This is a genomic window from Natronococcus sp. CG52 (assembly GCF_023913515.1).
Taxonomy (GTDB): Archaea; Halobacteriota; Halobacteria; order Halobacteriales; family Natrialbaceae; genus Natronococcus; species Natronococcus zhouii.
Map to the genome: position 1 here is coordinate 3,337,067 of NZ_CP099391.1, position 21,879 is coordinate 3,358,945.

Here is a 21,879-nt window from a genome sequence, read left to right on the forward strand (position 1 = left end):
ATAATCGTAAATCGCCTTCGTATCGAGGGATCGAGTAAGGAAGGTGAACGGGGCCGGCGACCAACACTGGTTATCTGCCGACTCCAGCGAGGCGGACGCGGTTCAGTAGCGTACGATACCGCGCGCGGGTACGTCTCGATGCTGCACCATCTCGGCGTAGTGAGCGACGCGGCGCCAGAGACACCACGATCTCTCGCCGCGTCAATCAAGACGCGAAACGGCCCAGAACGCGACGGCGCCGAGCACGAACGCGACGCCGACGTTGATCGCGAGGCCGACGACCCCGACGCCGACGACGAGCGCGAGCGAGCGACCGTCCGTCACTGGCTCGAACGCCGCCCTGCCGAGCTCGAGCGCGACGACGACCAGCAGGACGCCGAGTAGAGCGAGCGGGAACGCGGCGAGCAGTGCGCCGGCGGCGACCAGCGCGAGCGCGAGGTAGCCGATTCCGAGAAGGACGTTCGCGCCGCCGGTTCGCGCGCCGAAGGCGTACTTACCGGCCAGCCCGCCGCTGCCGTGGCACATCGGTACGCCGCCGATCGGGATCGCGGCGAGGCAGGTAACGCCCATGCTCTGGGAGAGGTCGTCGGCTTCGACGTCCCTGTCGTAGAGGTCGCCACAGAGCAGCGCCGTCGCGATCGCCGCGTTGCCGATCGTCATCCCGAGCTGGGCGACGGTTCCCTCGATCGCGGTCGTCGTGAACGCCGGCGTGCCGGCGGGAAAGAGTGCCGGCTCGGGGACTCGAGGCGCGGGAACGCCGGTCGTCGCGACGGCTGCGGTCGCGCCGACCGCGAGGACGACTAGCACGCTCACTCGTCGGTAGCCGACGAGCGCGAACGCGGCGACGACGGCGAGTCCGGCGACCGCGACGGGCGCGTTCCCCGCCGAGAGTTCGACGGCCGCCTCGAGCAACAGCAGGGAGACGGCGAACTGGACGCCTCGAATCACGGGTTCGCCGACGACGCGCTGGAGGTGGCCGACGAAGCCGAGTCGGCCGACCGCGAGCAGGACGGCGCCCGCGAGCAGTCCGGCGGCCGCGAGTTCGGGATACGAAAGGGAGCCAACGATCGCCAGCCCGACGAGGGCCTTCATCGGCTCGACGGAGAGGGGGATCCCGTAGTAGAACCCCCAGACGATCTGGAACACCCCGAAGCCGACGAGGACGTGGGGCAGGGAGACGGCGGTCGTCGCAGCCAGCGCGACCAGCAGCGGGAGGACCGTAATGGAATCACCTAGCGCACCCGTCAGCTCACCCGTCGTGAACTCGAGGTCGGGCCACGTCTCAAAACTGACCGAATACGCCATCTATAGCCGATTGAACGCCGATAGACTTCACCCTTGTCAGTAACCGTTCGCGATTCAACCGACTGCGGGGAGAAAACGAATTTGGTTACGCGTCGAGCGTCCGTTCGAGGATCGACTCGAGTTCGGCTTCCTCGTCGGCCTCGAGCGGCCGGAGCGGCGAGCGGAGCCGACCGGCGGGCTGATCGCGGAGGGCGAGGGCAGCCTTGACGCCCGGCACGCCGAACCGCGCGGTGACCGCGTGGTCGAGTTCGACGAACGCGGCGTTGCGGTCGCGTGCCTCGGCGGCCCGGCCTTCTTGGTGGAGTCGGAAGACGTCGCTCGCCCGCCCGGGAACCACGTTCGCGACCGCGAGCACGCCGCCGTCGGCGCCGGCCGCGAGCCCGGCCGCGTAGGTGCTCCCGCTGCCGACCAGCACCGAGAACGACTCGTCGGCACTGTGGCGAACGATCCGCTGGATCGAGCCGAGGCTGCCGCTCGAGTCCTTGATGCCGGCGATATTCTCGTGGCTCGCGAGCGAGCCCGCGGTTCGCGGCGAGAGCGCGTGGTCCGTGAACTTGGGCACGCTGTAGAGGTAGATCGGAATCCGCGACGCGTCGGCGACGTCCCGGTAGTAGGCGGCGAGGTCCGCGTCGTCGGCACCGTAGTAGGACGGCGTGATCACGAGCGCCGCGTCGGCGCCCGCCTCGGCGGCGCGTTCGGTGGTCTCGAGCGTCGGCTCGAGCCCCTCCTGGCCGGTGCCCACGAGCACCGGGAGGTCGGTCGCCTCGGCGACGGTCTCGACGACCGCAACGCGCTCGTCGATCGTCAGCGACGGCGCCTCGCCGGTCGACCCGCAGGGGACGATGAAGTCGACGCCGGACGCCTCGAGCCACTCGACGAGCGACGTCAGTCGCTCGTGATCGATCGTCCCGTCGGCGAAGGGGGTGACGATGGGAACGCCAGTTCCGTGCATGGGACGCGTTACGGAGAGCGCCGTCAAGGAAGGTGCGGTTCGGGCAGGTTACCTCGCGTCGGGTGCGACGCCACCCCGGGTGGCACCGGGTGGCACGGCACCCGAGGTATTTTATCGAGTGTCAGCGAGGTGCCAGTATGGAGATCCGGCGATTGGACGTCGAGGGAACGGCCGACGCACGCGCGATCGCTCGCATCAACGCGCTGGCCTGGCGCGAGGCCTACGCCGACCTGCTTCCAGAGGAAGTGATCGCGCGGTTCGAGGCCGATCCGTCCGACGAACAGCGACGCGAGTACGCCGACCGACTGCGCGACGATCGGGACGGAATCTTCCTCGCGGAGATTGACGGCGCCGCTCGAGGCTACAGCTACGTCCGGTGGAGCGAGGAGACGAAGGACTTCGTCGGCGAGAACGAGGCCGGACTCAAAGAGATCTACGTCGAACCAGAGTACTGGGGCCAGGGGATCGGCACGGCGCTGCTCGAGCGCGGCCTCGAGCGAGTTCCGGACGATATCGAACGGGTGCGACTCGAGATGCTCGAAGGGAACGAGACCGGCCACCGCTTCTACGCGGCTCGCGGCTTCGCCCGCACCGGGAGTTCGGAGTTCGAGATAGCCGGCGAGGCGTACCCGACGGCTATCTACACGCTCGAACTGTAACGGGTTCGTTCGTACGACCTATCACTCCGACGGATCATGCACAGAGCTTTTTCGGCGGCCGGGATGGGAACCACACGTGAACGTACTCGTAGCGGGCGCCCACGGCCAGGTCGGACAGCACGTGACGGAACTGCTCGCGGAGAGCGAGCACGACGTACACGGGATGGTCCGCGACGAGGAACAACTGGAGGATATCGAATCCCTCGGCGCCGAACCGGTCCTCGGCGATCTGACCGAGGACGTCACGCACGCCGTCGAAGGGCGCGACGCGATCGTCTTCGCCGCCGGATCCGGCGGCGACGACGTGTGGGGCGTCGATCGCGACGGGGCGATCAACATCATCGACGCCGCGGAAGCCGAGGGCGTCGACCGCTTCGTGATGTTGAGTTCGATCAACGCGGATCAGCCGGAGAACAGCCCCGAAGCGCTCCGGGAGTACCTCCGGGCGAAGGGCGAGGCCGACGAGTACCTCCGCGAGAGCGACCTAACGTACACCGTCGTCCGCCCCGGGCCGCTGACGAACGAGGACGGGACCGGAGAGATCCGGACCGGCGCGGACCTCGACCGCGACGACGTCGAAATCCCGCGCGAGGACGTCGCTCAGGCGCTCGTCGCGGCGCTCACGGTGGCGAGCACCCACGGGACGACGTTCGAACTCGCGGCCGGCGACGAATCGATCGACCGAGCGCTTCGCGATCCGCTGTAGGACTGGCGTCGCCCGCTACAGTACGGGCGAGTCGGCCTCACCGTTACAGAGAGACGGACCATCCCTCACCGATGCTATAGTTCGATCGATAATATAATGACAGTGTCAATCAGATTCTTAAGTATTAATAGCTAGCTACCTGAATAGATGCATGAAAAAACAGAGCCTCGTCCACGTGCACGGACTCCTCACCCAGATCCGCAGCGAACTCCAGAACTGTGGGGAAGTTCCCGGGGATGCGTACAGAGGGTACGAGGAGCGGAACGTCTCCCCGATGTCGATCCACCGCGGAAAGGACGCTCATCGAGAAGCGATCGACCTGCTGGGAGATGGAATTCTTCGAACGATAGACCACCAACGCGACGGGAACGAACCCGAGAAAACGGACCTGTCCCTCCCTTCCGGGGTGGACGACTGGAAATTCCCCGACCGGTGAGGGGACGCGAAGGCACAGATCCGACCGCTCGACGAGGGTCCCGGAGTCGCCGTGTCGGCGATCGAAGTCCCGGGACGGCCGTGCGCCGCGCCCTCCGCACTCGAGTTCCCGGCCCGGCCGAACCGAGCGAATAGGGAGAATTACAGCCGGCGTGTTCGTTCGTCAGTCCTATCGAACGAACGCCCGAGCGTTCGGGATCGTCTCGACCGACCGACGGTGAGCCCGGCCGCAACCGAACGATAACGCGGACGAGATCGACGTCGAGGCCGGTTGCGCGAGGGAGACGGACGGGCGACGAGCGACTGAATTTGGCCACTCAACCGGACTGAGCCGGCGGCGGGACCGTCCCGTCGGCTGCTGATGTGTGCAGAAAACGGCCGCCGGCGAGGACCAGCACCGCTAAGAGGACGTGACCGAATTCACCGGCCGTGAGCGACCTCGGCAAGATCGATCGACAGTTCTTCGAGCGCCGCATCGCGCCGAACCTCGGCGCCGATCGGGAGGACGTCGCCCTTGGCCCCAGTCACGGCGTCGACTTCGGCGTCCTCGACGTCGGCGGACAGGCGCTGGTCACCGCGACCGACCCGCTCTCGATCCTCCCCGAGATCGGCCTCGAGCGCGCCGCCCGATTCGCGCTCGACCTCGTCCTCGCGGACGTCGCCGTCAGCGGCATTCCGCCGTCACACCTCTCGATCTGTTTTACCCTGCCCGAGACGATGAGCGACGACGAGTTCGCGACCGTCTGGGAGACGATCCACGCGGGGTGTGCCGATCTCGGCGTCGCCGTCGCGACGGGCCACACGGCCCGGTATTCCGGACAGACCCATCCGTGGGTCGGCGCCGCGACAGCGATGGCCGTCGGCGAGCACGACGACGTCGTCCGCCCGGACGGCGCGCGCGAGGGTGATCGGCTCCTCCTGACGACCGGCCCCGCCGTCGAGTCGGTCGGTCTCCTGAGCACGCTCTTTCCCGACCAGCTGGCGCTCCCGGATGCGACGATCGCAGACGCCCGGGAGCGACTCGAGGAAGTCCACTGCGTCCGCGACGCCCTCACGGCCGCCGCCGCGGGACCCGTGACGGCAATGCACGACGTAACGGAGGGCGGACTTGCCGGCGCGCTCAACGAGATGGCTGCCGGCGCGGACGCCCGGTTCGCCGTCGACCGTGCGGCCGTTCCGATGCGCCCCGGCGTCGCCGAGGTCTGTTCCCACCTCGAGATCGATCCCTGGGCGGCGACCAGCTGCGGTTCGCTCGTGATCGCGGTCGATCCGTCGGGAGTCGACGCGGTCCGCGAGGCGCTCGAGGCGCGCGAAACCGTCGCGGCCGAGATCGGCCGCGTCGAGGCGAGCGAGGACGATCGCGGGACGGTAGTCGTGGACGGTGAGCGACTCGAGCACCCGCGAGTCGACCCCTCGTGGGACGCCTACGCGAAACTGGCCGACGAGTAGCTCGGGCCGAAGTACGACCGTCCGCGTCGCCGTTATCGTCGACGTTCATCGTTCCGGACGGCTTGATGGAGCTTTACGCTTCGCAGCCGTGTTTGACTACATGCACACGGTGGACGCGATTCTGGGACTTGCTGACTCGCCGATTATCCTCCAGGCGCTATCGCGGGAAACGATCACCATCCTCGGCGTGGTCGCGATCGGCGCGCTGATCGGACTTTCGGCGTTCTTTTCGTCCTCGGAGATCGCCATCTTCTCGCTCGTCGACCACCGAATCGGCACGCTGGTCGAGGACGGCGTCTCCGGCGCCGGAACCCTCGCGGAGCTGAAAGCGAACCCGCGGCGGTTGCTGGTCACGATCCTCGTCGGAAACAACATCGCGAACATCGCCATGTCGAGCATCGCGACCGGACTGCTCGGAATGTACTTCGACGCCGGCGAAGCCGTGCTCATCGCGACCTTCGGCGTCACCTCGATCGTGTTGCTGTTCGGAGAGAGCGCACCCAAGTCGTACGCCGTCGAGAACAGCGAGTCGTGGGCGCTGCGGATCGCGGGCCCGCTCCGACTCTCGCAGTACCTGCTCTATCCGCTCGTCGCCGTGTTCGACGTGCTCACCCGGAGCGTCAACAAGATCGTGGGAAGCGAAGGGGACTTCGAGAGCGCGTACGTCACCCGCTCGGAAATCGGCGACGTGATCCAGGCGGGCCAGCGAGACGGCGCCTTAGAGGAGGAAGAACACCGGATGCTCCAGCGCATCCTCCGGTTCCGGAACCGGACCGCCAAGGAAACGATGGTGCCCCGGCTGGACGTAGTCGCGGTGGCCGCGGACGAGGACCTGTCGACGGCGATCGAAACGTGTATCGACAGCGGGTTCCGGCGACTGCCGGTCTACGAGGGGACGCTCGACGAGATCGTCGGCGTCGTCGACGCGATCGACCTGCTGGCGGCCCGGGAACGCGATCCGGACGCGTCGCTTCGGTCCCTCGCAGCCGAACCGTACGTCGTCCCCGAGACGAAAGACGTCGACGAGATACTGGAAGAGCTTCGAGAGGAGCGCCGAAATATCGCCATCGTCGTCGACGAGTTCGGCACGACGGCCGGCGTCCTGACGATCGAGAACATCGTCGAGGAGATCATCGGCGAGGTGCTCAGGGAGATGGAACGCGTTCCGATCCGATGGATCGACGACGGGACGGCCCTCGTCCGCGGCGAAGTGAACGTCCACGAGGTAAACGAAGCGCTCGAGACCGCCCTGCCCGAAACGGGCGAGTTCGAGTCCATCGCGGGGTTCATCTTCGACAGGGCCGGGCGCATCGTCGAGGAGGGCGAATCGGTCACCTACGACGACGTGCGACTCGTCGTCGAAACCGCGGAGAACAACCGCATCCTCGAGGTCCGCATCGAGACGCTCGCGGAGGAACCGGTGTCGTAAGACCGAGTTCGATCGAGTCGTCGTTCGTCATCGAGACGGACACTCCGACCGTGCGACCACTACCGATTAGTACAACGGGGCGATAGCCACACCTATGAGAACGCCAGCACCCGACGCGCGTCCCGTCGCCCTCACGATCGCGGGCAGCGACTCCGGCGGCGGAGCCGGTATCCAGGCGGATCTCGCAACGATGACCGCTCACGGCGTCTTCGGGACGTCGGCGATCACCGCCGTCACCGCCCAGCACACCCGCGGCGTCGAGTCCTCGTTCGTACTGCCGATAGCGGAGGTCGAGGCCCAGATCGAGGCCGTCACCGGCGATTTCGCGGTCGGCGCGGCGAAGACCGGCATGCTCGCGACGACCGACGTCGTCCGGCTAGTCGCCGACCGGGCACCGGCGTTCGAGTTCCCGCTGGTCGTCGACCCCGTTATGGTCGCGTCCTCCGGCGACCGGCTGCTCGAGCCCGAGGCCGAACGCGCCTACGAAGACCTGCTCGGGGAGGCGACGCTCGCGACGCCGAACGCCGACGAGGCCGAGGTACTGGCGGGTATCGAGGTCACGGATCCGGAGAGCGCACGGACGGCGGCCGAGACGGTCCTCGAGACGGGCGTCGACGCGGTGCTCCTCAAGGGCGGTCACGTCCCCGGCGAGACGGTCCGGGACGTACTCGTCACCAGGGACGACGTCAGGACGTTCGAACATCCGCGAATCGGAACCGACGCGACCCACGGCTCCGGCTGCACGCTGGCCTCGGCGATCACGGCCCGCCTGGCGAAGGGAGAGCCGCTCGAGACCGCAGTGGAAGCTGCGACCGACTTCCTCGCCCGCGCCGTTCGCTACTACTACGACGTCGGGGAGGGCCACGGCGCGGTCAACCACGCCGTCGAACTCCGGAGCGCGGCCGCCCGCGAGCCGACCGCCGAGGCGGTCCAGGCGGTCGTCGACCGGCTCGTTGCGGCGGACGTGTCGGGGCTCGTCCCCGAGGTCGGGATGAACGTCGTCGGCGCGACCCCCTACGCCGAATCGATCGCCGAGACGGCCGCCGTCGAGGGGCGGATCACGCGCGTGCTGGACGGCGTCCAGCCCAATCGCGGCGTCCGGTTCGGCGCCTCGAGCCACCTCGCCGGCTTCCTCGTCTCGACTCGGGAGTACGCCCCCGACCTGCGCTTCGCCGTCAACTGCCGCTTCGACGAAGAGGTCGAGCGCGCCCTCGAGCGTCTCGAGTGGCCGGTCGCCGAGGACGATCGATCGACCTGCCCGGCGGACGCGTTCGGCGTCCGAGAGACGACACCCGTCGCGGTGATCGACCGCGGCGACGTCGGGAGGGAAGCGATGACTCGGCTCGTCGCCGAGGAGCCGGAGACGCTGGCCGACCGCCTCCTGGCGCTCGATGCGGAGGTGGCCGAGTGAACGCCCTCGACGCCGACGTCGGCGTGATACTGCCCCAGTACGGAACCGATCTCGAGACGATTCGACGCGTCGCGACCGACGCCGAGTCGCTCGGCTACGACGCCGTCTGGCTCGAGGATCACCTCCAGTCCTGGATCGGCGACCCGCGCCGGGAGACCGCCGAGTGCTGGACGACCCTCGCCGCGGTCGCCGAGGCGACCGAACGGATCCGCCTCGGCTCGCTCGTCACCAGCCAGTCCTATCGCCACCCGTCGCTGCTGGCGAAGATGGCGGCGACGGTCGATCGCGTCAGCGACGGCCGACTCGAACTCGGCCTCGGCGCGGGCTGGTACGCGGACGAGTACGATCGCTTCGGCTACGAGTTCCGGAAACCGCCCGCCGAGCGAATTCGACGGCTTCGCGAGACGGTCGAGATCCTGCAGGGGTTGTGGACGAACGAGACCTTCAGCTACGAGGGCGACGCGCTCGACGTCACGCTCGAGGACGCGTTCTGCGAACCGCAGCCGGTACAGGACCCACACCCGCCGATCTGGATCGGCGGCGGCGGGGAGAAGTTTACGCTGCGGTACGCCGCCGAACTGGCCGACGGCTGGAACTACGGCACCCTCGAGCCCGAGGGGTTCGCCGAAAAGCTCGCGGTCCTGCGCGAGCACTGCGAGAGCGAGGAGCGCTACGAGGCGATCGACAGATCCGCCGAGCTGTTCGTCTTCGTCGACGAGACGGACGAGGCCGCCGAGCGCAAACGCTCGCAGTTCGCGGAGAACTACCTGCCCGACGAGCCGTCCGAACCGCGGGAGTTCTTCCTCTCGGCGTACGTCGAGACGGCCCCGACGGGATCGCCGGAGACGATCCGCGAGCGCCTCGAGGAGTACGAGGACGTCGGCATCGAGACGTTCATGCTCGCGGTTCCGAGCGCGGTCGACGACGACAGTCTCGCGCTGCTACGCGACGCGCTGCTCGAGTAGCGGGACCGACGGAATGCGCGAACGTGCGCGCGTACCGTTTTCGGTCTCGCAGTTGAGGACGATCCTCTCGAGCGAAGGAACGAGAACACGACGGTCAGGCTGCGGACCGGGATCACAACCTATTCCGTCGAACGGGCTTCGACGGAGACCGTGCCGTCGCTCGCGACCGTCACGTCGTATCCGCAGTAGGCGAAACTCACGCTGCCGCCGACTTCGTGCCGAGCAGCGCTCGACGATCCCCAGAGCCGATCCAGCGTTTCGGGATCGATGACGCTGTAGAGCGGCGGCCGGAGCTCCGACGGCTGACAGTCCTCGCGGTCGGCAACCGTCGAGATCACCTCGAGACTCGGTCGGTCGAATTCGGCGCCGTTCTCCATCGGTACTATCTCAGACATCGTCTCTAGTCTCCAGAGAGAGACGGTTCGGTTTACCGTCTAATAATCAGGCGTCTTATACCGGGTGGAATACACAGGTGGAGGGAGACTACTACAGGTAGACCCGTGGGTTTTCCACGAAGAGTTCGTCGTACACCTTGTTCGTGATGAGCCGAAGATGGCCCGAAAGGGTCGATCTGGAGATGTCGAGTTCGTCGGCTACTTCGTCAGCCGCTGCGCCCTCGGGATCGAAGTAGCCCATCGCCGCCGCCGTCGTCGCGACCTCCCGCTGTCGGTCCGTCAGGTCCAGGTCGAGACGAGCCTCGGACTGCAGATCGGCGTACGTTTCGACGGGGTACAACCGCTTCAACTGATACGTGATCCCCGCTCGGTCGCAGTGTTCGGTCAGTCCCGTGAGGATGTCCCTATCGCTGATGTACAGCAGATACGTCCAGACACCCTCGTAGCTACTGGCAGCGAGAACACAGCCGTCGAGATCCGAGATTATCGGCGAGACCGTCCGGACGTCCGGATCCGTGGTTACCCGGTAGAGCGCGGTATCGTCTACCTCGAGGAGTTGATCCCGGTCGGTGACCGAACCGGTTTCGTCGCACGCGGACTCGAACGCGTCCGTGTCGACGTTCGTGACGGAGTAGAACACCGTCGGTTCGGTCAGATCAGTCACCGGTTGCGGTTTGATCTCGGCGACGGCCTCCGGAAGCGACTCGAGCACCGCACCCAGATGCAGTCTGGGATGCGTGAACGAAACTTCGGCGATATAACTCATTGCGTCGCACCGTCTATTGTACCCCTGTTCGAACGCGATTTACATAAATCAACTATTAATATTCCTGGAGTAGCCGAAAGGGATTAACGGACGAATCGAGCCGTTACGCGTCAGCGAACGGCTCAAACCCTGCTGCGACGATCGGTTTTTTGGCGTGGCGATCGGAAACGTGAACTATGGCAGAGATCGAAAGCCCGTTCGACGTCGAGATCCGCGTCGGGGAAGTACTCGAGGCGGAGTCGTTTCCGGAGACGAACAAGCCGAAGATGACGAAACTCCGGATCGATCTCGGGGAGGACCGCGGCGAGATCCGGTCCGCCGCACAGCTGGACCACCACTACGACCCCGACGAACTCGAGGGGCGACAGGTGCTGTGTGCGACGAACCTCGGCTCGGTCCGGATCGCCGGCTTCAAATCCGAGGCGCTGACCGTCGGCGTCCCGGACGAGGAGGGGTATCCGGTGCTCGTGGAGCCGAACGAGGACGTGCCGCTCGGCGGAGTACTGTTCTGAGCGGTAGCGGCGATCACGTGGGGTTGACGGCGATCGCTCGCATTACCAATATACGTCCAGCCGGAGTCACGCCCACTATGGACGGCCCATCGTCGTCGGCCGGGGGAACCAACGTCGAGGGAGAGGCGCCACAGATCGAACCGACGATCGAAACCGACGACGCGACGATCACCGACGACGCCGAACTCGAGCGAACGCTCGGGCTCTCCGGCGGACTCGCTATCGGGATCGGGACGATGATCGGCGCCGGCATCTTCGTCTTCCCGGGACTCGCGGCCGGGAGAGCGGGTCCCGCTGCGGCGGCGTCGTTCGCGATCGGCGCCGTCGTCGCGTTGCTGGTCGCGCTTCCCGCCTCCGAACTCGCGACGGCGATGCCGAAGAGCGGCGGTGGCTACTACTTCATCTCGCGCGGGCTGGGCACGCTCGCCGGGGCCGTCGTCGGACTCTCGTTGTGGTTCGGGCTGGTGTTCGCGACGGCCTTCTATCTCGTCGGATTCGGCTACTACGCCGTCGATACGCTCGCCGAACTCGGGCTCGCGGTCGGCGGGGGGCTCGTCATCCCGCTGGCGCTGTTGTTCGGCGCGGGCTTTACCGTCCTGAACGTCACGGGGACGGAAAACGCGGCGAAGCTCCAGAACGGGATCGTCGCGCTGTTGCTGTCGATTCTGGTGTGTTTCCTCGCGTACGGCGGCCTCGATGCGGCCGGACTGGTTGGCGAGCCGATGGCACCCGAGCAGTTCGCCCCGCTCGGGACGATGCCGATCCTGACGACGGCGGCGCTCGTCTTCACCTCGTATCTCGGCTTCGCGCAGGTGGCGACCGTCGCCGGGGAGATGAAAGAACCCGGCCGGAACCTGCCGCTGGCGATGGTCGGCTCGGTGCTCGTCGTCGGCGTCCTCTACGTGTTGACGATCTTCGTCGCGACGAGCGCGTTCGGGAGCGAGCAGCTCTCGCGGTTCGGCGAGACCGCGATGGTCGAGGTCGGCCGCCACTACCTCGGCGCCGTCGGCGCGTTCGCGATCGTCTTCGGCGGCCTGCTCGCGACGATGTCGAGCGCCAACGCGTCGGTTCTCAGCACGTCTCGGGCGATCTACGCCGTCTCGAAGGACGCCCTGTTACCGCGGCAGGCGAGCCGCATCAACCTCCGGTACGGCACGCCACACGTCGCGCTGGGGATGGCCGGCGGGCCGATTCTCGTCCTGACCGCGACCGGCCGCGTGGAGCTCCTCGCCGAGGTCGCGTCGTTCCTGCACCTCATCATGTACGGACTGATCTGCGTGGCGCTGCTCGCACTGCGTCGAGACGAGCCGGAGTGGTACGACCCCGACTTCCGGGTGCCCGGCTACCCCGTCGTTCCGGTGCTCGGGGCGATCGCCAGCTTCGCGCTGATCGGGTTCATGCAGCTCGCGTCCCAGCTCGTCGGCGTCGGTATCATGATCGCGACCGCCGGGTGGTACGCCTACTACGCCCGGGACGTAACCCTGAAGGGGGCACTCTAATGACACGCGTACTCGTTCCACTGGCGATCCTGGAGGGTGAATCGGTTTCGACCGGATTGACGGCGCTGCTCGGGCCGATGGACGTCACCGTCCTCGGCTACCACGTCCTCCCCGAGCAGACGCCGCCGGATCAGGCACGGATGCAGTACGAGGACAGGGCGACAGCCGCCCTCACCGACCTCGCCACGGAGTTTCGGACGGCCGGCGAGGGCGCGGATCATCGCCTCGTGTTCACCCACGACCGGGAGCAAACGGTCGATCGGGTCGCCGAAGAAACGGCGGCGGGCGCCTACGCCATCACGGGCGCGACCGGACCGGTCGATCGCCTCCTCGTGGCGCTGACGGGCGACGTCGCCGTCGAACGGATCTGCTCGTTCGTCACGGAGTTAGTCGGCGGCCGCGGTATCGGCGTCACGCTCTTTCTCGCCACCGACGACGAGGCCGGCGGCCGGGAACTGCTCGAGGCGGCCGGCGCGGCGCTCTCCGGACGCGGAATCGACGTTCGAACCGAACTCGCAGCTAACGAGCCCCCGTTCGAGGCGCTCATCGAGGCCGCGACCGACCACGACGCCATCGTTATGGGCGAACGGGCTCCGTCGCTTCGGTCGCTCGTCTTCGGCGAGGAGGCCGAGCGCGTCGCCGCCGGATCGGTCGGACCGGTACTCGTCGTCCGGAACGTCGAGGAAAGCGACGGCGCGGAAGCGAACGCCGATCGACTGCCGCCGTCCAACGCGACCGCCGATCGTCCCGCGACCGACGACTCGTGATCGGAACTCGCGTCCCTCGGTTCGATCGGACGTGAACTGAGCCGATCAGGCGCGCCTCTCGGACGGTAACCGTGCGGGCTCGTCTGACGCTGCCACGACCGACGACCGAGCGTCGGTTACGTGGTGTCGTCCCCGTCGACCGTGTCGCCGTCACCGGTTCCCTCGCTCTCGTCCTCGGCAGTTCCCGCTTCGTCCGCCTCGAGATACTCCCCGCGGATAACGAGGACCGGATCGACCGTGTCCCTGGCCAACGTCTTCGCCCGATCCCGGAAGATGAGTCGGCGGACCGACGGACGGCTCTCGCCGACGACGAGCAGGTCGTGATCGGTCGCGGCCTCGAGAATCTCCCGCGTCGGCGAGCCGTCGACGACGAGCGAGGTGTCGATCCGATCGCGGTCGACGCCGACGTCGGCCAGCGCGGAGACGGCAGCGTCGAGGAGTTCGGACCCGCGTTCCCGCTCGTCCTCGTCGGGAACGACGTGGAAGAACGTCACCTCGAGATCGGTGTCGGTGAGCAGCGCGCCGAGCAGCCGGGCGATGTGATCGAGGTTGACGTCGCCGCGAATCGCGACGAGCACCGTCTCGAGAACGGGTGCGGGGTTGAGCAGTAAGACCGCGTCACACGACGCTTCGACCGCGACGCGTTCGAACGTCTTCAGCCGGTTGTGCGTGAAGACGAGCCGCGACGAGACGTCGAGACAGCCGGCGTCTTCGAACACGTCGTGGAGCTCCTCGAGTTCGGAACGAACACGCGCTCCGTACTGGTCGCGCGCCTGGTCCGGCGGCGTCTGGTCGGGGAGGACGCGGTAGCCGAGCAGAACGACCGGAACCGACGCGAACGCGTCGATAACCGTCTGTGGGACGCTCTCTCCGCCGAGGACGTCGACCGGAACGAGCACACGATGGTCGCGGGGAGCAGCCATTGTGGGGGTGTGTCACGTACGACAGCGATCGTAATAGAACCCCTACTGGAGAACCCCGTCGCCGGAAGACAGTACGAATCGTTACCACGGGTCGATCACTTTCACCGCGGATCCCGCAGGGTTTTTGTCGTGGCCCGCCAGTCACCGCGTATGACCGAGGCGACGGGCATCGTCGGAGAATTCTTCTCGCTCAAAGAGGACACCGACGCCGACCTGCTGGCGATGCAGTGTGGCGACTTCTACGAGTTCTTCGGCGAGGACGCCGAGATGGTTAGCGAGGAACTCGATCTCAAGGTCTCCCAGAAGTCCTCGCACGGCTCGTCGTACCCGATGGCCGGCGTGCCGATCGACGATCTGACGCCCTACCTGAAGGCGCTGGTCGAGCGCGGCTACCGGGTCGCCGTCGCCGACCAGTACGAGACCGACTCCGGTCACGCACGCGAAATCGTCCGGGTCGTCACCCCTGGAACCTTGCTCGAGACGAGCGACGCCGACGCGCAGTATCTGGCCGCGATCGTCGCCGACTCGAGGGGCAGTTCGACGGACGACCCCGCGTACGGTCTCGCCTTCGCCGACGTGACGACCGGCCGCTTCCTCGTCGCGACGGCCGAGGGCGTCGACGAGACGTTGACGGAACTGTACCGGTTCGACCCCGTCGAGGTGTTGCCGGGGCCGGAGGTTAGAACGGACGACGATCTGTTGAACCTGGTCCGCGAGCGCATCGACGCGACGCTCACGCTCCACGAGACGGAGGCGTTCGCCCCGAAACGAGCGAGCCACGTCGTTCGCGACCAGTTCGGCCGGGAAACCGTCGAGCGGCTGTCGGTCGACGAACCGGCGGTCGCGGCCGCCGGCGCCGTGCTGGACTACGTCGAGGAGACCGGCGCCGGCGTGCTGGCCTCGATGACGCGCATCCAGGCCCACCACGGCGACGACCACGTCACGCTCGACGCGACCACCCAGCGCAACCTCGAGTTGACCGAGACGATGCAGGGCGAGCGCGAGGGATCGCTGTTCGCGACGATCGACCACACCGCGACGAGCGCCGGCGGCCGCCTGCTGAAGGAGTGGCTCCAGCGCCCGCGTCGGTCGCTCGAGGCCCTCGAGCGCCGTCAGGAGAGCGTCGCGGCGCTGTCGACGGCGGCGCTCGCTCGCGACGAGATCCAGGACGCTCTCGGCGACGCCTACGATCTGGCGCGACTGGCCTCGAAGGCGAGCCACGGCAGCGCCGACGCGCGGGATCTGCTCGCCGTCCAGCACACGCTGGGCGTCCTCCCCGCGCTGGCCGACACCATCGCGTCGACGCCGGATCTGGCCGACTCGCCCCTCTCGGGGATCGTCGACCGCCCGGATCGGGAGGCCGCCGCCGAGTTGCGCGAGACGCTCGCGGAGGCCATCGCCGAGGAGCCGCCGTCGACGGTGACCCGGGGCGAACTCCTTCAGTACGGCTACGACGACGAACTCGACGAAGTGATCGAGCGCCATGACGAGGTAAAGGAGTGGCTCGACACGCTCGCCGACCGGGAGAAGCGCCAGCACGGCCTCTCGCACGTGACCGTCGACCGGAACAAGACCGACGGCTACTACGTACAGGTCGGCAAGTCCGCGGCGGACGGCGTCCCCGACCACTACGAGCAGATCAAGACGCTGAAGAACTCGAAGCGGTTCACGACCGACGAACTCGAGGAGAAAGAACGGGAGATCCTGCGCCTGGAGGAGCGACGCGGCGACCTCGAGTACGAACTGTTCGAGGAATTGCGCGAGAAGGTTGCGGCGCGGGCCGAACTCTTGCAGGACGTCGGCCGGGCGCTCGCGACCGTCGACGCGCTCGCGAGCCTGGCGACGCACGCGGCGGAGAACCGGTGGGTCGAGCCCGACCTGCAGCGGGGCGACCGACTCGATATCGACCAGGGTCGTCACCCGGTCGTCGAGCAGACGACGGAGTTCGTCCCCAACGACGTGCAGCTGGACGAGGATCGCGGTTTTCTCGTCGTCACCGGACCCAACATGTCCGGGAAGTCGACCTACATGCGCCAGGTCGCCGGGATCGTCCTGCTGGCCCAGATCGGGAGCTTCGTTCCAGCGAAGGAGGCCGAGATCGGGCTGGTCGACGGCATCTTTACGCGCGTCGGGGCGCTCGACGAACTCGCCCAGGGACGGTCGACGTTCATGGTCGAGATGAGCGAACTCTCGAACATCCTGCACACCGCGACCGAGGAGTCGCTCGTCATCCTGGACGAGGTCGGCCGCGGAACCGCGACGTACGACGGCATCTCGATCGCCTGGGCCGCCACGGAGTACCTCCACAACGAGGTCAAGGCGAAGACGCTGTTCGCGACCCACTACCACGAGCTAACGGGTCTCGCCGACCGGCTCCCGCGCGTCGCCAACGTTCACGTCGCCGCGGACGAGCGAGACGGCGACGTCACCTTCCTCCGGACCGTTCGAGACGGCCCGACCGACCGCAGCTACGGGATCCACGTCGCCGACCTCGCCGGCGTCCCCGACCCCGTCGTCGACCGATCGCGGGACGTCCTCGAGCGCCTGCGCGAGGAGAAGGCCATCGAGGCCAAGGGCGGCGGCTCGAGCGAGCCCGTACAAACCGTGTTCGACGTCTCGAGCGGGGGATTCCGCGGGCCGGCGAACGCGGACGGGGGTGAGCCGAGCGGCGCAAGGCGATCCTCGTCGGAGGTCTCCTCCGACGTAGGAGATCCGAACGAGTCGCTCGACCCCGAGGCGAAGCGGGTGCTCGAGGACCTCGAGGACGTCGACGTGAACGCGACGGCGCCGGTCGAGTTGATCTCGAAGGTCCAGGAGTGGCAGCGAACGCTCGAGGACAGGTAGCGGTTGCTGACGAGACGATTCTGTCGGTCACGCTTGAAGGTGAACTGACAGCCGAAGGTCGTGATCGTGTCAGGTACGGATGGATTTGCAGCGTCGTCGAGCCCCGTATATTGCAGATTTCGAGTCTGAAACGGGCATCCAGACCACTCACTGCGGCTCGCTTCTCGAACGCCCTCAACTGCAGCGTGGCCCACTCGTCGTGAGAGGATATCCGTCCTGAGCGATGGGGGCGACGATAGTGTTCCTGACTATCGGCGACCGGTCGGTGGGCCGCGAGGACGGTGGGTGAAGCCGCTCCTCGTCGCTACAGTAATCAACGGCGGACTCGCGTTGACCGGCATCGGTGGAATCATTTCGTTTCTCGTTGGTGCCGTCGGTTTCGGCGCAGTCCTCCGGGACTATTTCGGCTGATCATTTTGTGTTGAGTATTCGACGCGCCGTTCGCAACGAGGTGGACACCACCGTTCGTGCGGCGAAACGAGGTCGCGGTGGCGGTCGACTACTGATTCACGACGGAGTCGCGATTTCGAACTCACACGCGGACGGGTTCCGTCGAGTCAGTTTCATCGTCGGAGTCCGTTCCGTCGTCGGTTCCGAACTCCCCGCCGTCGGCGGCGTGGTAGCCCCCGAGCACGACGTTCACCGCCGCCCCGACGAGCAGGACGAGGGCGTTGCCGTAGAGCCAGACGAGCAGCAGGATGACCGCCCCGAGCGTCTCGTAGGTGCCGACGGTGTCGACGAATCCCACGTAGACGCCGAAGACGGCCTCGAGCAGGACCCACCCCGCGGCGGCGACGATCGTCCCCGGCAGGGCCTCGCGAACGGTCAGGCCGGGATCGGGAAAGACGTAGTACATCGGGAAGAAGGCGACGGTCAGCCCGGCGAACAGCGCGAACGGCGTCGCCGCCTCGACGATCGGTTGATCGACTGCGGCCAGTGTGGCCGCCACGAACCCCGCACCGACGGTCGCGATCAGGATCACGGCGAAGACGACGACCCCGTCGAGCACCTTCTCCTGGAACGAACTCTGCCCGCCTCCGTAGAGTTCGTCGAACGCCGTGTTGAGTCCGCGGAAGATCCGCAACATTCCCCACAGCAGCGAGGCGACGCCGATGAGCGACGCGCCGGCGCGGTCGGAGGCGTGGGTCAGCGCCTCGAACACCAGCCCCTCGCCGGCGGGGCTCAGGTGCTCCCGGGCCATCACCGTAATCTGCTCGGTCAGGTACTCGTTGCCGATCGCGCCCACGACGACGAACAGGAGCAACAGGAGCGGTAGGATCGAGAGGAACGCGGCGTGAGCGATACTCCCGGCCATGAACGTCACGTTGTGCTCGCGGACGACGCTCACCACGTCGCGAGCGACGGACCCCGCCCGTCGCAGCTTCATACCCGAAGGACGACCGCGACGTCGAAAAATACCGGGCCGGCACACGCTCGAGGCGATCGCCTCGAGCGAGGAATCGTGACCGTGAGCACGGACTGCGACGGTACGAACACCTACCGTTCACTATTCGCCGCGCTATATCGAACGTAGTACACTGATCGAGGGAGTATCGCTTCCGTCGATAAAAATATGAGGGGTAGCAACCCAAATAGGACGATGCACGAACCAGAGTTCGGGATTGCGGGGAAGACGGCTATCGTCACGGGCGCGAGCCAGGGAATCGGACGCGCTATCGCGGAGACGCTGGCGGCCGGCGGCGCCGACGTCGCAATCTGCTCGCGCTCGATGGACCGCATCGGTCCGGTCGCCGAGGGGATCGACGAGGCCGCAGACGTCGACGGCGAGGCGTTCGCCGCCGAGTGTAACGTCCGCGAGCGCGAGCAGGTCGAGGCGTTCGTCGAGAAGACGCTCAAGGAGTTCGGCGACGTCGACATCCTCGTGAACAACGCCGGCGGGGAGTTCGTCGCCGCCTTCGAGGACATCTCGCCGAACGGCTGGAACTCGATCGTCGACCTGAACCTCAACAGCACCGTCCACTGCGCGCAGGTCGTCGGCGAGGTCATGCGCGAGGGCGACGGCGGGGTCATCATCAACCTCTCGAGCGTGAACGGCCAGCACCCGGCGCCGAACGAGAGCCACTACGGCGCGGCGAAGGCCGCGATCATCCGGCTGACCGAGACGCTCGCCGTCGAGTGGGCCGACGACGGGATCCGGGTCAACTGCGTCGCGCCCGGGCTCGTCCAGACCCCCGGCGTCGCGGACACGCTCGGCATCCGGAGCGAGCAGATGCCGCCGCGCGAGAAGACCGACCGCCGCATCGGCCACGGCGAGGAGATCGCGGACGTCGTCCAGTTCCTCGTGAGTCCGGCCGCCTCGTTCGTGACCGGCGAGACGATCACCGCGAAGGGCGTTCCGCGACCCGGCAACTCCTTCGAGGTCGACCTCGGACTCGAGTAGCCGACCGACGCGTAAGACCTAACCAGCCGCTCTGAGTACGAGTTACCGATGACACGCGGGAACGGCCGGCCCCTCGAGTTCACCGACGTCACCACAGTACCATGAGCGACGACACCCAACCGGACGGCACCGAGATTCGACAGCTCGACGAGGACACCGTCGCCCGGATCGCCGCCGGCGAGGTCGTCGAGCGGCCCGCGAGCGCGGTCAAAGAACTGGTCGAGAACAGCCTCGACGCCGGCGCCTCGAGCGTCGACGTTACGATCGAATCCGGCGGCACGGAGCTGATTCGGGTCGCCGACGACGGCCACGGCATGGCCGAGGCGGATCTCCGGGCGGCCGTCCGCCAGCACACGACGAGCAAGATCACCGGCCTCGAGGACCTCGAGTCCGGCGTCGCCACCCTCGGCTTCCGGGGCGAGGCGCTGCACACCATCGGCTCCGTCTCGAAGCTGAACATCCGGAGCCGCCCCCGGGACGCCGGCGGCGCCGGGACGGAACTCGTCTACGAGGGCGGCGACGTCGTTTCGGTCGAGCCGACGGGCTCTCCCGCAGGGACGACCGTCGAGGTCGCGGACCTCTTCTACAACACCCCCGCCCGCCGGAAGTTCCTCAAGACGACCGCGACCGAGTTCGCCCACGTCAACCGCGTCGTCACGCGCTACGCCCTCGCGAACCCCGACGTCGCGGTCTCGCTGACCCACGACGGCCGCGAGGTCTTCTCCACGACCGGGCAGGGCGACCTGCAGGCCGCCGTGCTCTCCGTCTACGGCCGCGAGGTCGCCGCCTCGATGATCCCGATCCAGGCCGACGGCGACGAGCTTCCGGTCGGGCCGCTCGAGTCCGTCACCGGGCTAGTCTCCCACCCCGAGACGAACCGCTCGAGCCGGGAGTACCTCGCCACGTACGTCAACGGCCGCGCCGTCTCGGCGGACGCGGTCCGAGAGGGGATCATGGGCGCCTACGGCACCCAGCTCGGCGGCGACCGCTACCCGTTCGTCGTGCTCTTCCTCGACGTGCCCGGCGACGCCGTCGACGTGAACGTCCACCCGCGAAAGCGAGAGGTCAGATTCGACGACGACGACGCGGTGCGCCGGCAGGTCGACGCCGCCGTCGAGGCCGCGCTGCTCGAGCACGGCCTGTTGCGCTCGCGGGCGCCCCGCGGCCGCTCGGCCCCCGACGAGGCGCGACTCGAGCCCGGTAGCGCCGACGGACCGGCAGACGAGTCGGCGGCCGAGGCCTCGAGCGAGACCGAGTCGAGGGATGGGCGAGCGCCGGACTCCGGTGCGGATCCGGATTCCGACCCCGGTACGATCGAATCCCCGTCGACCGACTCTGAGGCGCGAACGCAGCCGCCGGACGGCCCCCGAACGGGACGAGCCGAGGACGCTGATTCCGTCGCGGCCAACTCGGCGGACTTCGGCGGCTCGGGCGACTCGGACGATTCGAGCCCGCCGAACGAGAGCGGGGCACTCTCGTCGGAACCGACCGACGACACGCAACCGCCGAACGCGGACTCGGCGATCACCGGATCCGTCCGGGACCCCGATCCGAACGCGGACGAGAACCATAGCCAGGCCGGATCGGACTCGAGTCGGCGCTTCTCGGGACCGTCCGAACAGCGGACCCTCGCGGGGGAGGCCGCGAGCGGCGACCGATCCGACTTCGACTCGCTGCCGCCGCTGCAGGTGCTCGGCCAGTTCCGGGAGACCTATTTCGTCTGCGAGGCGCCCGACGGACTCGTGCTCGTCGACCAGCACGCCGCCGACGAGCGCGTCAACTACGAGCGCCTGCGGAACGCCTTCGCCGACGATCCGGCCGCCCAGGCGCTGGCCTCGCCGGTCGAACTCGAGCTAACCGCCGCGGAGGCCGAGGCGTTCGAGAGCTACCGCGAGGCGCTCGCTCGGCTGGGGTTCTACGCCGACCGGGTCGACGATCGGACCGTCGCGGTGACGACCGTCCCCGCGGTGCTCGAGGAGACGCTCGAGCCGGCCCGACTGCGGGACGTCCTCACCTCGTTCGTCGAGGGCGACCGCGAGGCCGGCGCCGAGACGATCGACGCGCTGGCCGACGAGTTCCTCGGCGATCTGGCCTGTTACCCCTCGATCACGGGGAACACCTCGCTGACCGAGGGGTCAGTCGTCGATCTGCTCGCGGCACTGGACGACTGCGAGAACCCGTACTCCTGCCCGCACGGTCGACCGGTTATCGTCCAGCTCGACGAGACGGAGATCGAAGAGCGGTTCGAGCGCGACTATCCCGGTCACGGCGGCTAACGGTAGAGGGGAGTGCACGCTGTTGCCAGAAACTCTCGCGGAACGCCCGTTTCACACCCTGGCGTACTCCTTCCCGTGGTGGTTCTCTTATCTGTTTGCGTTCGAACTGGGCCGTCCGTACAGTACGGCGTGAGACAGTCAGTAACCCGACTGGATCAGAGATCACAGTTTATCTCCGTTCCCGC

The 21,879-nt window shown here is 67.4% G+C and carries 20 protein-coding genes; 14 read left to right on the forward strand and 6 right to left on the reverse strand.

What is annotated here, in order from left to right; all coding sequences use genetic code 11:
* Positions 1–201 precede the first annotated feature (201 nt).
* The gene (locus tag NED97_RS16695) at positions 202–1,305 is read right to left on the reverse strand and encodes a putative sulfate/molybdate transporter (RefSeq protein ID WP_252488147.1); all 1,104 of its coding nucleotides are present in this window, start codon (positions 1,303–1,305) and stop codon (positions 202–204) included.
* Between the two features lie 85 nt (positions 1,306–1,390).
* On the reverse strand, positions 1,391–2,257 hold the full coding sequence (locus NED97_RS16700) for a dihydrodipicolinate synthase family protein (protein WP_252488148.1): 867 nt from the start codon (positions 2,255–2,257) through the stop codon (positions 1,391–1,393).
* A gap of 137 nt (positions 2,258–2,394) precedes the next feature.
* Between NED97_RS16700 and NED97_RS16705 the strand changes: the two genes are divergently transcribed.
* From NED97_RS16705 to NED97_RS16735, 7 genes are all read left to right on the forward strand, one after another.
* A complete protein-coding gene (locus NED97_RS16705; RefSeq protein WP_252488149.1) occupies positions 2,395–2,916 on the forward strand; it encodes a GNAT family N-acetyltransferase in 522 nt (173 codons plus the stop codon).
* A 76-nt stretch (positions 2,917–2,992) separates the two neighbouring features.
* Entirely contained in the window at positions 2,993–3,622 is a 630-nt protein-coding gene (locus NED97_RS16710) for an SDR family oxidoreductase (protein ID WP_252488150.1), read from the forward strand.
* A gap of 151 nt (positions 3,623–3,773) precedes the next feature.
* Positions 3,774–4,058: a UPF0058 family protein gene (locus NED97_RS16715; RefSeq protein ID WP_252488151.1), complete on the forward strand. Its 285-nt coding sequence runs from the start codon at positions 3,774–3,776 to the stop codon at positions 4,056–4,058.
* A gap of 428 nt (positions 4,059–4,486) precedes the next feature.
* Positions 4,487–5,506, forward strand: coding sequence for an AIR synthase family protein (locus NED97_RS16720; protein ID WP_252488152.1), 1,020 nt, complete (start codon positions 4,487–4,489; stop codon positions 5,504–5,506).
* Between the two features lie 100 nt (positions 5,507–5,606).
* Positions 5,607–6,935: a hemolysin family protein gene (locus tag NED97_RS16725; RefSeq protein ID WP_252488153.1), complete on the forward strand. Its 1,329-nt coding sequence runs from the start codon at positions 5,607–5,609 to the stop codon at positions 6,933–6,935.
* A gap of 94 nt (positions 6,936–7,029) precedes the next feature.
* Positions 7,030–8,346, forward strand: a complete 1,317-nt coding sequence (gene thiD, locus NED97_RS16730) for a bifunctional hydroxymethylpyrimidine kinase/phosphomethylpyrimidine kinase (protein WP_252488154.1) — start codon at positions 7,030–7,032, stop codon at positions 8,344–8,346.
* Entirely contained in the window at positions 8,343–9,311 is a 969-nt protein-coding gene (locus NED97_RS16735; protein WP_252488155.1) for a TIGR03560 family F420-dependent LLM class oxidoreductase, read from the forward strand. Before thiD ends, NED97_RS16735 begins: the two co-directional genes overlap by 4 nt.
* 119 nt (positions 9,312–9,430) lie before the next feature.
* Here NED97_RS16735 and NED97_RS16740 read toward each other — a convergent pair whose 3' ends face one another.
* Both NED97_RS16740 and NED97_RS16745 read right to left on the reverse strand, forming a co-directional pair.
* Positions 9,431–9,706 carry a HalOD1 output domain-containing protein gene (locus NED97_RS16740; protein ID WP_252488156.1) on the reverse strand — a complete coding sequence of 92 codons (276 nt, stop codon included), beginning with the start codon at positions 9,704–9,706 and terminating at the stop codon, positions 9,431–9,433.
* Between the two features lie 91 nt (positions 9,707–9,797).
* Entirely contained in the window at positions 9,798–10,472 is a 675-nt protein-coding gene (locus NED97_RS16745) for a helix-turn-helix domain-containing protein (protein ID WP_252488157.1), read from the reverse strand.
* A gap of 176 nt (positions 10,473–10,648) precedes the next feature.
* Here NED97_RS16745 and NED97_RS16750 point away from each other — a divergent pair, with 176 nt between their 5' ends.
* The 3 genes from NED97_RS16750 to NED97_RS16760 all read left to right on the forward strand — a co-directional run bounded on the left by NED97_RS16750 (position 10,649) and on the right by NED97_RS16760 (position 13,250).
* Positions 10,649–10,984 carry a tRNA-binding protein gene (locus tag NED97_RS16750; RefSeq protein WP_252488158.1) on the forward strand — a complete coding sequence of 112 codons (336 nt, stop codon included), beginning with the start codon at positions 10,649–10,651 and terminating at the stop codon, positions 10,982–10,984.
* A 77-nt stretch (positions 10,985–11,061) separates the two neighbouring features.
* Positions 11,062–12,483 carry an APC family permease gene (locus NED97_RS16755; RefSeq protein ID WP_252488159.1) on the forward strand — a complete coding sequence of 474 codons (1,422 nt, stop codon included), beginning with the start codon at positions 11,062–11,064 and terminating at the stop codon, positions 12,481–12,483.
* The gene (locus NED97_RS16760) at positions 12,483–13,250 is read left to right on the forward strand and encodes a universal stress protein (RefSeq protein ID WP_252488160.1); all 768 of its coding nucleotides are present in this window, start codon (positions 12,483–12,485) and stop codon (positions 13,248–13,250) included. The genes NED97_RS16755 and NED97_RS16760 overlap by 1 nt, the downstream gene beginning before the upstream one ends.
* A 116-nt stretch (positions 13,251–13,366) precedes the next feature.
* Here NED97_RS16760 and NED97_RS16765 read toward each other — a convergent pair whose 3' ends face one another.
* The gene (locus NED97_RS16765; protein WP_252488161.1) at positions 13,367–14,173 is read right to left on the reverse strand and encodes a universal stress protein; all 807 of its coding nucleotides are present in this window, start codon (positions 14,171–14,173) and stop codon (positions 13,367–13,369) included.
* Between the two features lie 150 nt (positions 14,174–14,323).
* Here NED97_RS16765 and mutS point away from each other — a divergent pair, with 150 nt between their 5' ends.
* Both mutS and NED97_RS23145 read left to right on the forward strand, forming a co-directional pair.
* Positions 14,324–17,017 carry a DNA mismatch repair protein MutS gene (mutS, locus tag NED97_RS16770; RefSeq protein WP_252488162.1) on the forward strand — a complete coding sequence of 898 codons (2,694 nt, stop codon included), beginning with the start codon at positions 14,324–14,326 and terminating at the stop codon, positions 17,015–17,017.
* Between the two features lie 285 nt (positions 17,018–17,302).
* The gene (locus NED97_RS23145; RefSeq protein ID WP_256493302.1) at positions 17,303–17,428 is read left to right on the forward strand and encodes a hypothetical protein; all 126 of its coding nucleotides are present in this window, start codon (positions 17,303–17,305) and stop codon (positions 17,426–17,428) included.
* A 121-nt stretch (positions 17,429–17,549) separates the two neighbouring features.
* On the opposite strand, the gene NED97_RS16775 is transcribed toward NED97_RS23145, so the two are convergent.
* The gene (locus NED97_RS16775) at positions 17,550–18,404 is read right to left on the reverse strand and encodes a YihY/virulence factor BrkB family protein (protein ID WP_252488163.1); all 855 of its coding nucleotides are present in this window, start codon (positions 18,402–18,404) and stop codon (positions 17,550–17,552) included.
* 213 nt (positions 18,405–18,617) lie between these two features.
* Between NED97_RS16775 and NED97_RS16780 the strand changes: the two genes are divergently transcribed.
* Both NED97_RS16780 and mutL read left to right on the forward strand, forming a co-directional pair.
* Entirely contained in the window at positions 18,618–19,418 is an 801-nt protein-coding gene (locus NED97_RS16780) for an SDR family NAD(P)-dependent oxidoreductase (RefSeq protein ID WP_252488164.1), read from the forward strand.
* Between the two features lie 101 nt (positions 19,419–19,519).
* Complete coding sequence (mutL, locus tag NED97_RS16785) at positions 19,520–21,694, forward strand: DNA mismatch repair endonuclease MutL (RefSeq protein WP_252488165.1); 2,175 nt, start codon at positions 19,520–19,522, stop codon at positions 21,692–21,694.
* Positions 21,695–21,879: the final 185 nt, after the last annotated feature.

Bases quoted from the DNA above. Each gene is read 5' to 3' on its own strand.
- NED97_RS16780 (WP_252488164.1), top strand. From the start codon at position 18,618: ATGCACGAACCAGAGTTCGGGATTGCGGGGAAGACGGCTATCGTCACG.
- NED97_RS16725 (WP_252488153.1), top strand. From the start codon at position 5,607: ATGCACACGGTGGACGCGATTCTGGGACTTGCTGACTCGCCGATTATC.
- NED97_RS16775 (WP_252488163.1), bottom strand. From the start codon at position 18,404: ATGAAGCTGCGACGGGCGGGGTCCGTCGCTCGCGACGTGGTGAGCGTC.
- NED97_RS16740 (WP_252488156.1), bottom strand. From the start codon at position 9,706: ATGTCTGAGATAGTACCGATGGAGAACGGCGCCGAATTCGACCGACCG.
- NED97_RS16715 (WP_252488151.1), top strand. From the start codon at position 3,774: ATGAAAAAACAGAGCCTCGTCCACGTGCACGGACTCCTCACCCAGATC.
- NED97_RS16700 (WP_252488148.1), bottom strand. From the start codon at position 2,257: ATGCACGGAACTGGCGTTCCCATCGTCACCCCCTTCGCCGACGGGACG.
- NED97_RS16760 (WP_252488160.1), top strand. From the start codon at position 12,483: ATGACACGCGTACTCGTTCCACTGGCGATCCTGGAGGGTGAATCGGTT.
- NED97_RS16765 (WP_252488161.1), bottom strand. From the start codon at position 14,173: ATGGCTGCTCCCCGCGACCATCGTGTGCTCGTTCCGGTCGACGTCCTC.
- mutS (WP_252488162.1), top strand. From the start codon at position 14,324: ATGACCGAGGCGACGGGCATCGTCGGAGAATTCTTCTCGCTCAAAGAG.
- NED97_RS16745 (WP_252488157.1), bottom strand. From the start codon at position 10,472: ATGAGTTATATCGCCGAAGTTTCGTTCACGCATCCCAGACTGCATCTG.
- NED97_RS16750 (WP_252488158.1), top strand. From the start codon at position 10,649: ATGGCAGAGATCGAAAGCCCGTTCGACGTCGAGATCCGCGTCGGGGAA.
- NED97_RS16755 (WP_252488159.1), top strand. From the start codon at position 11,062: ATGGACGGCCCATCGTCGTCGGCCGGGGGAACCAACGTCGAGGGAGAG.
- NED97_RS16695 (WP_252488147.1), bottom strand. From the start codon at position 1,305: ATGGCGTATTCGGTCAGTTTTGAGACGTGGCCCGACCTCGAGTTCACG.
- thiD (WP_252488154.1), top strand. From the start codon at position 7,030: ATGAGAACGCCAGCACCCGACGCGCGTCCCGTCGCCCTCACGATCGCG.
- NED97_RS16705 (WP_252488149.1), top strand. From the start codon at position 2,395: ATGGAGATCCGGCGATTGGACGTCGAGGGAACGGCCGACGCACGCGCG.
- mutL (WP_252488165.1), top strand. From the start codon at position 19,520: ATGAGCGACGACACCCAACCGGACGGCACCGAGATTCGACAGCTCGAC.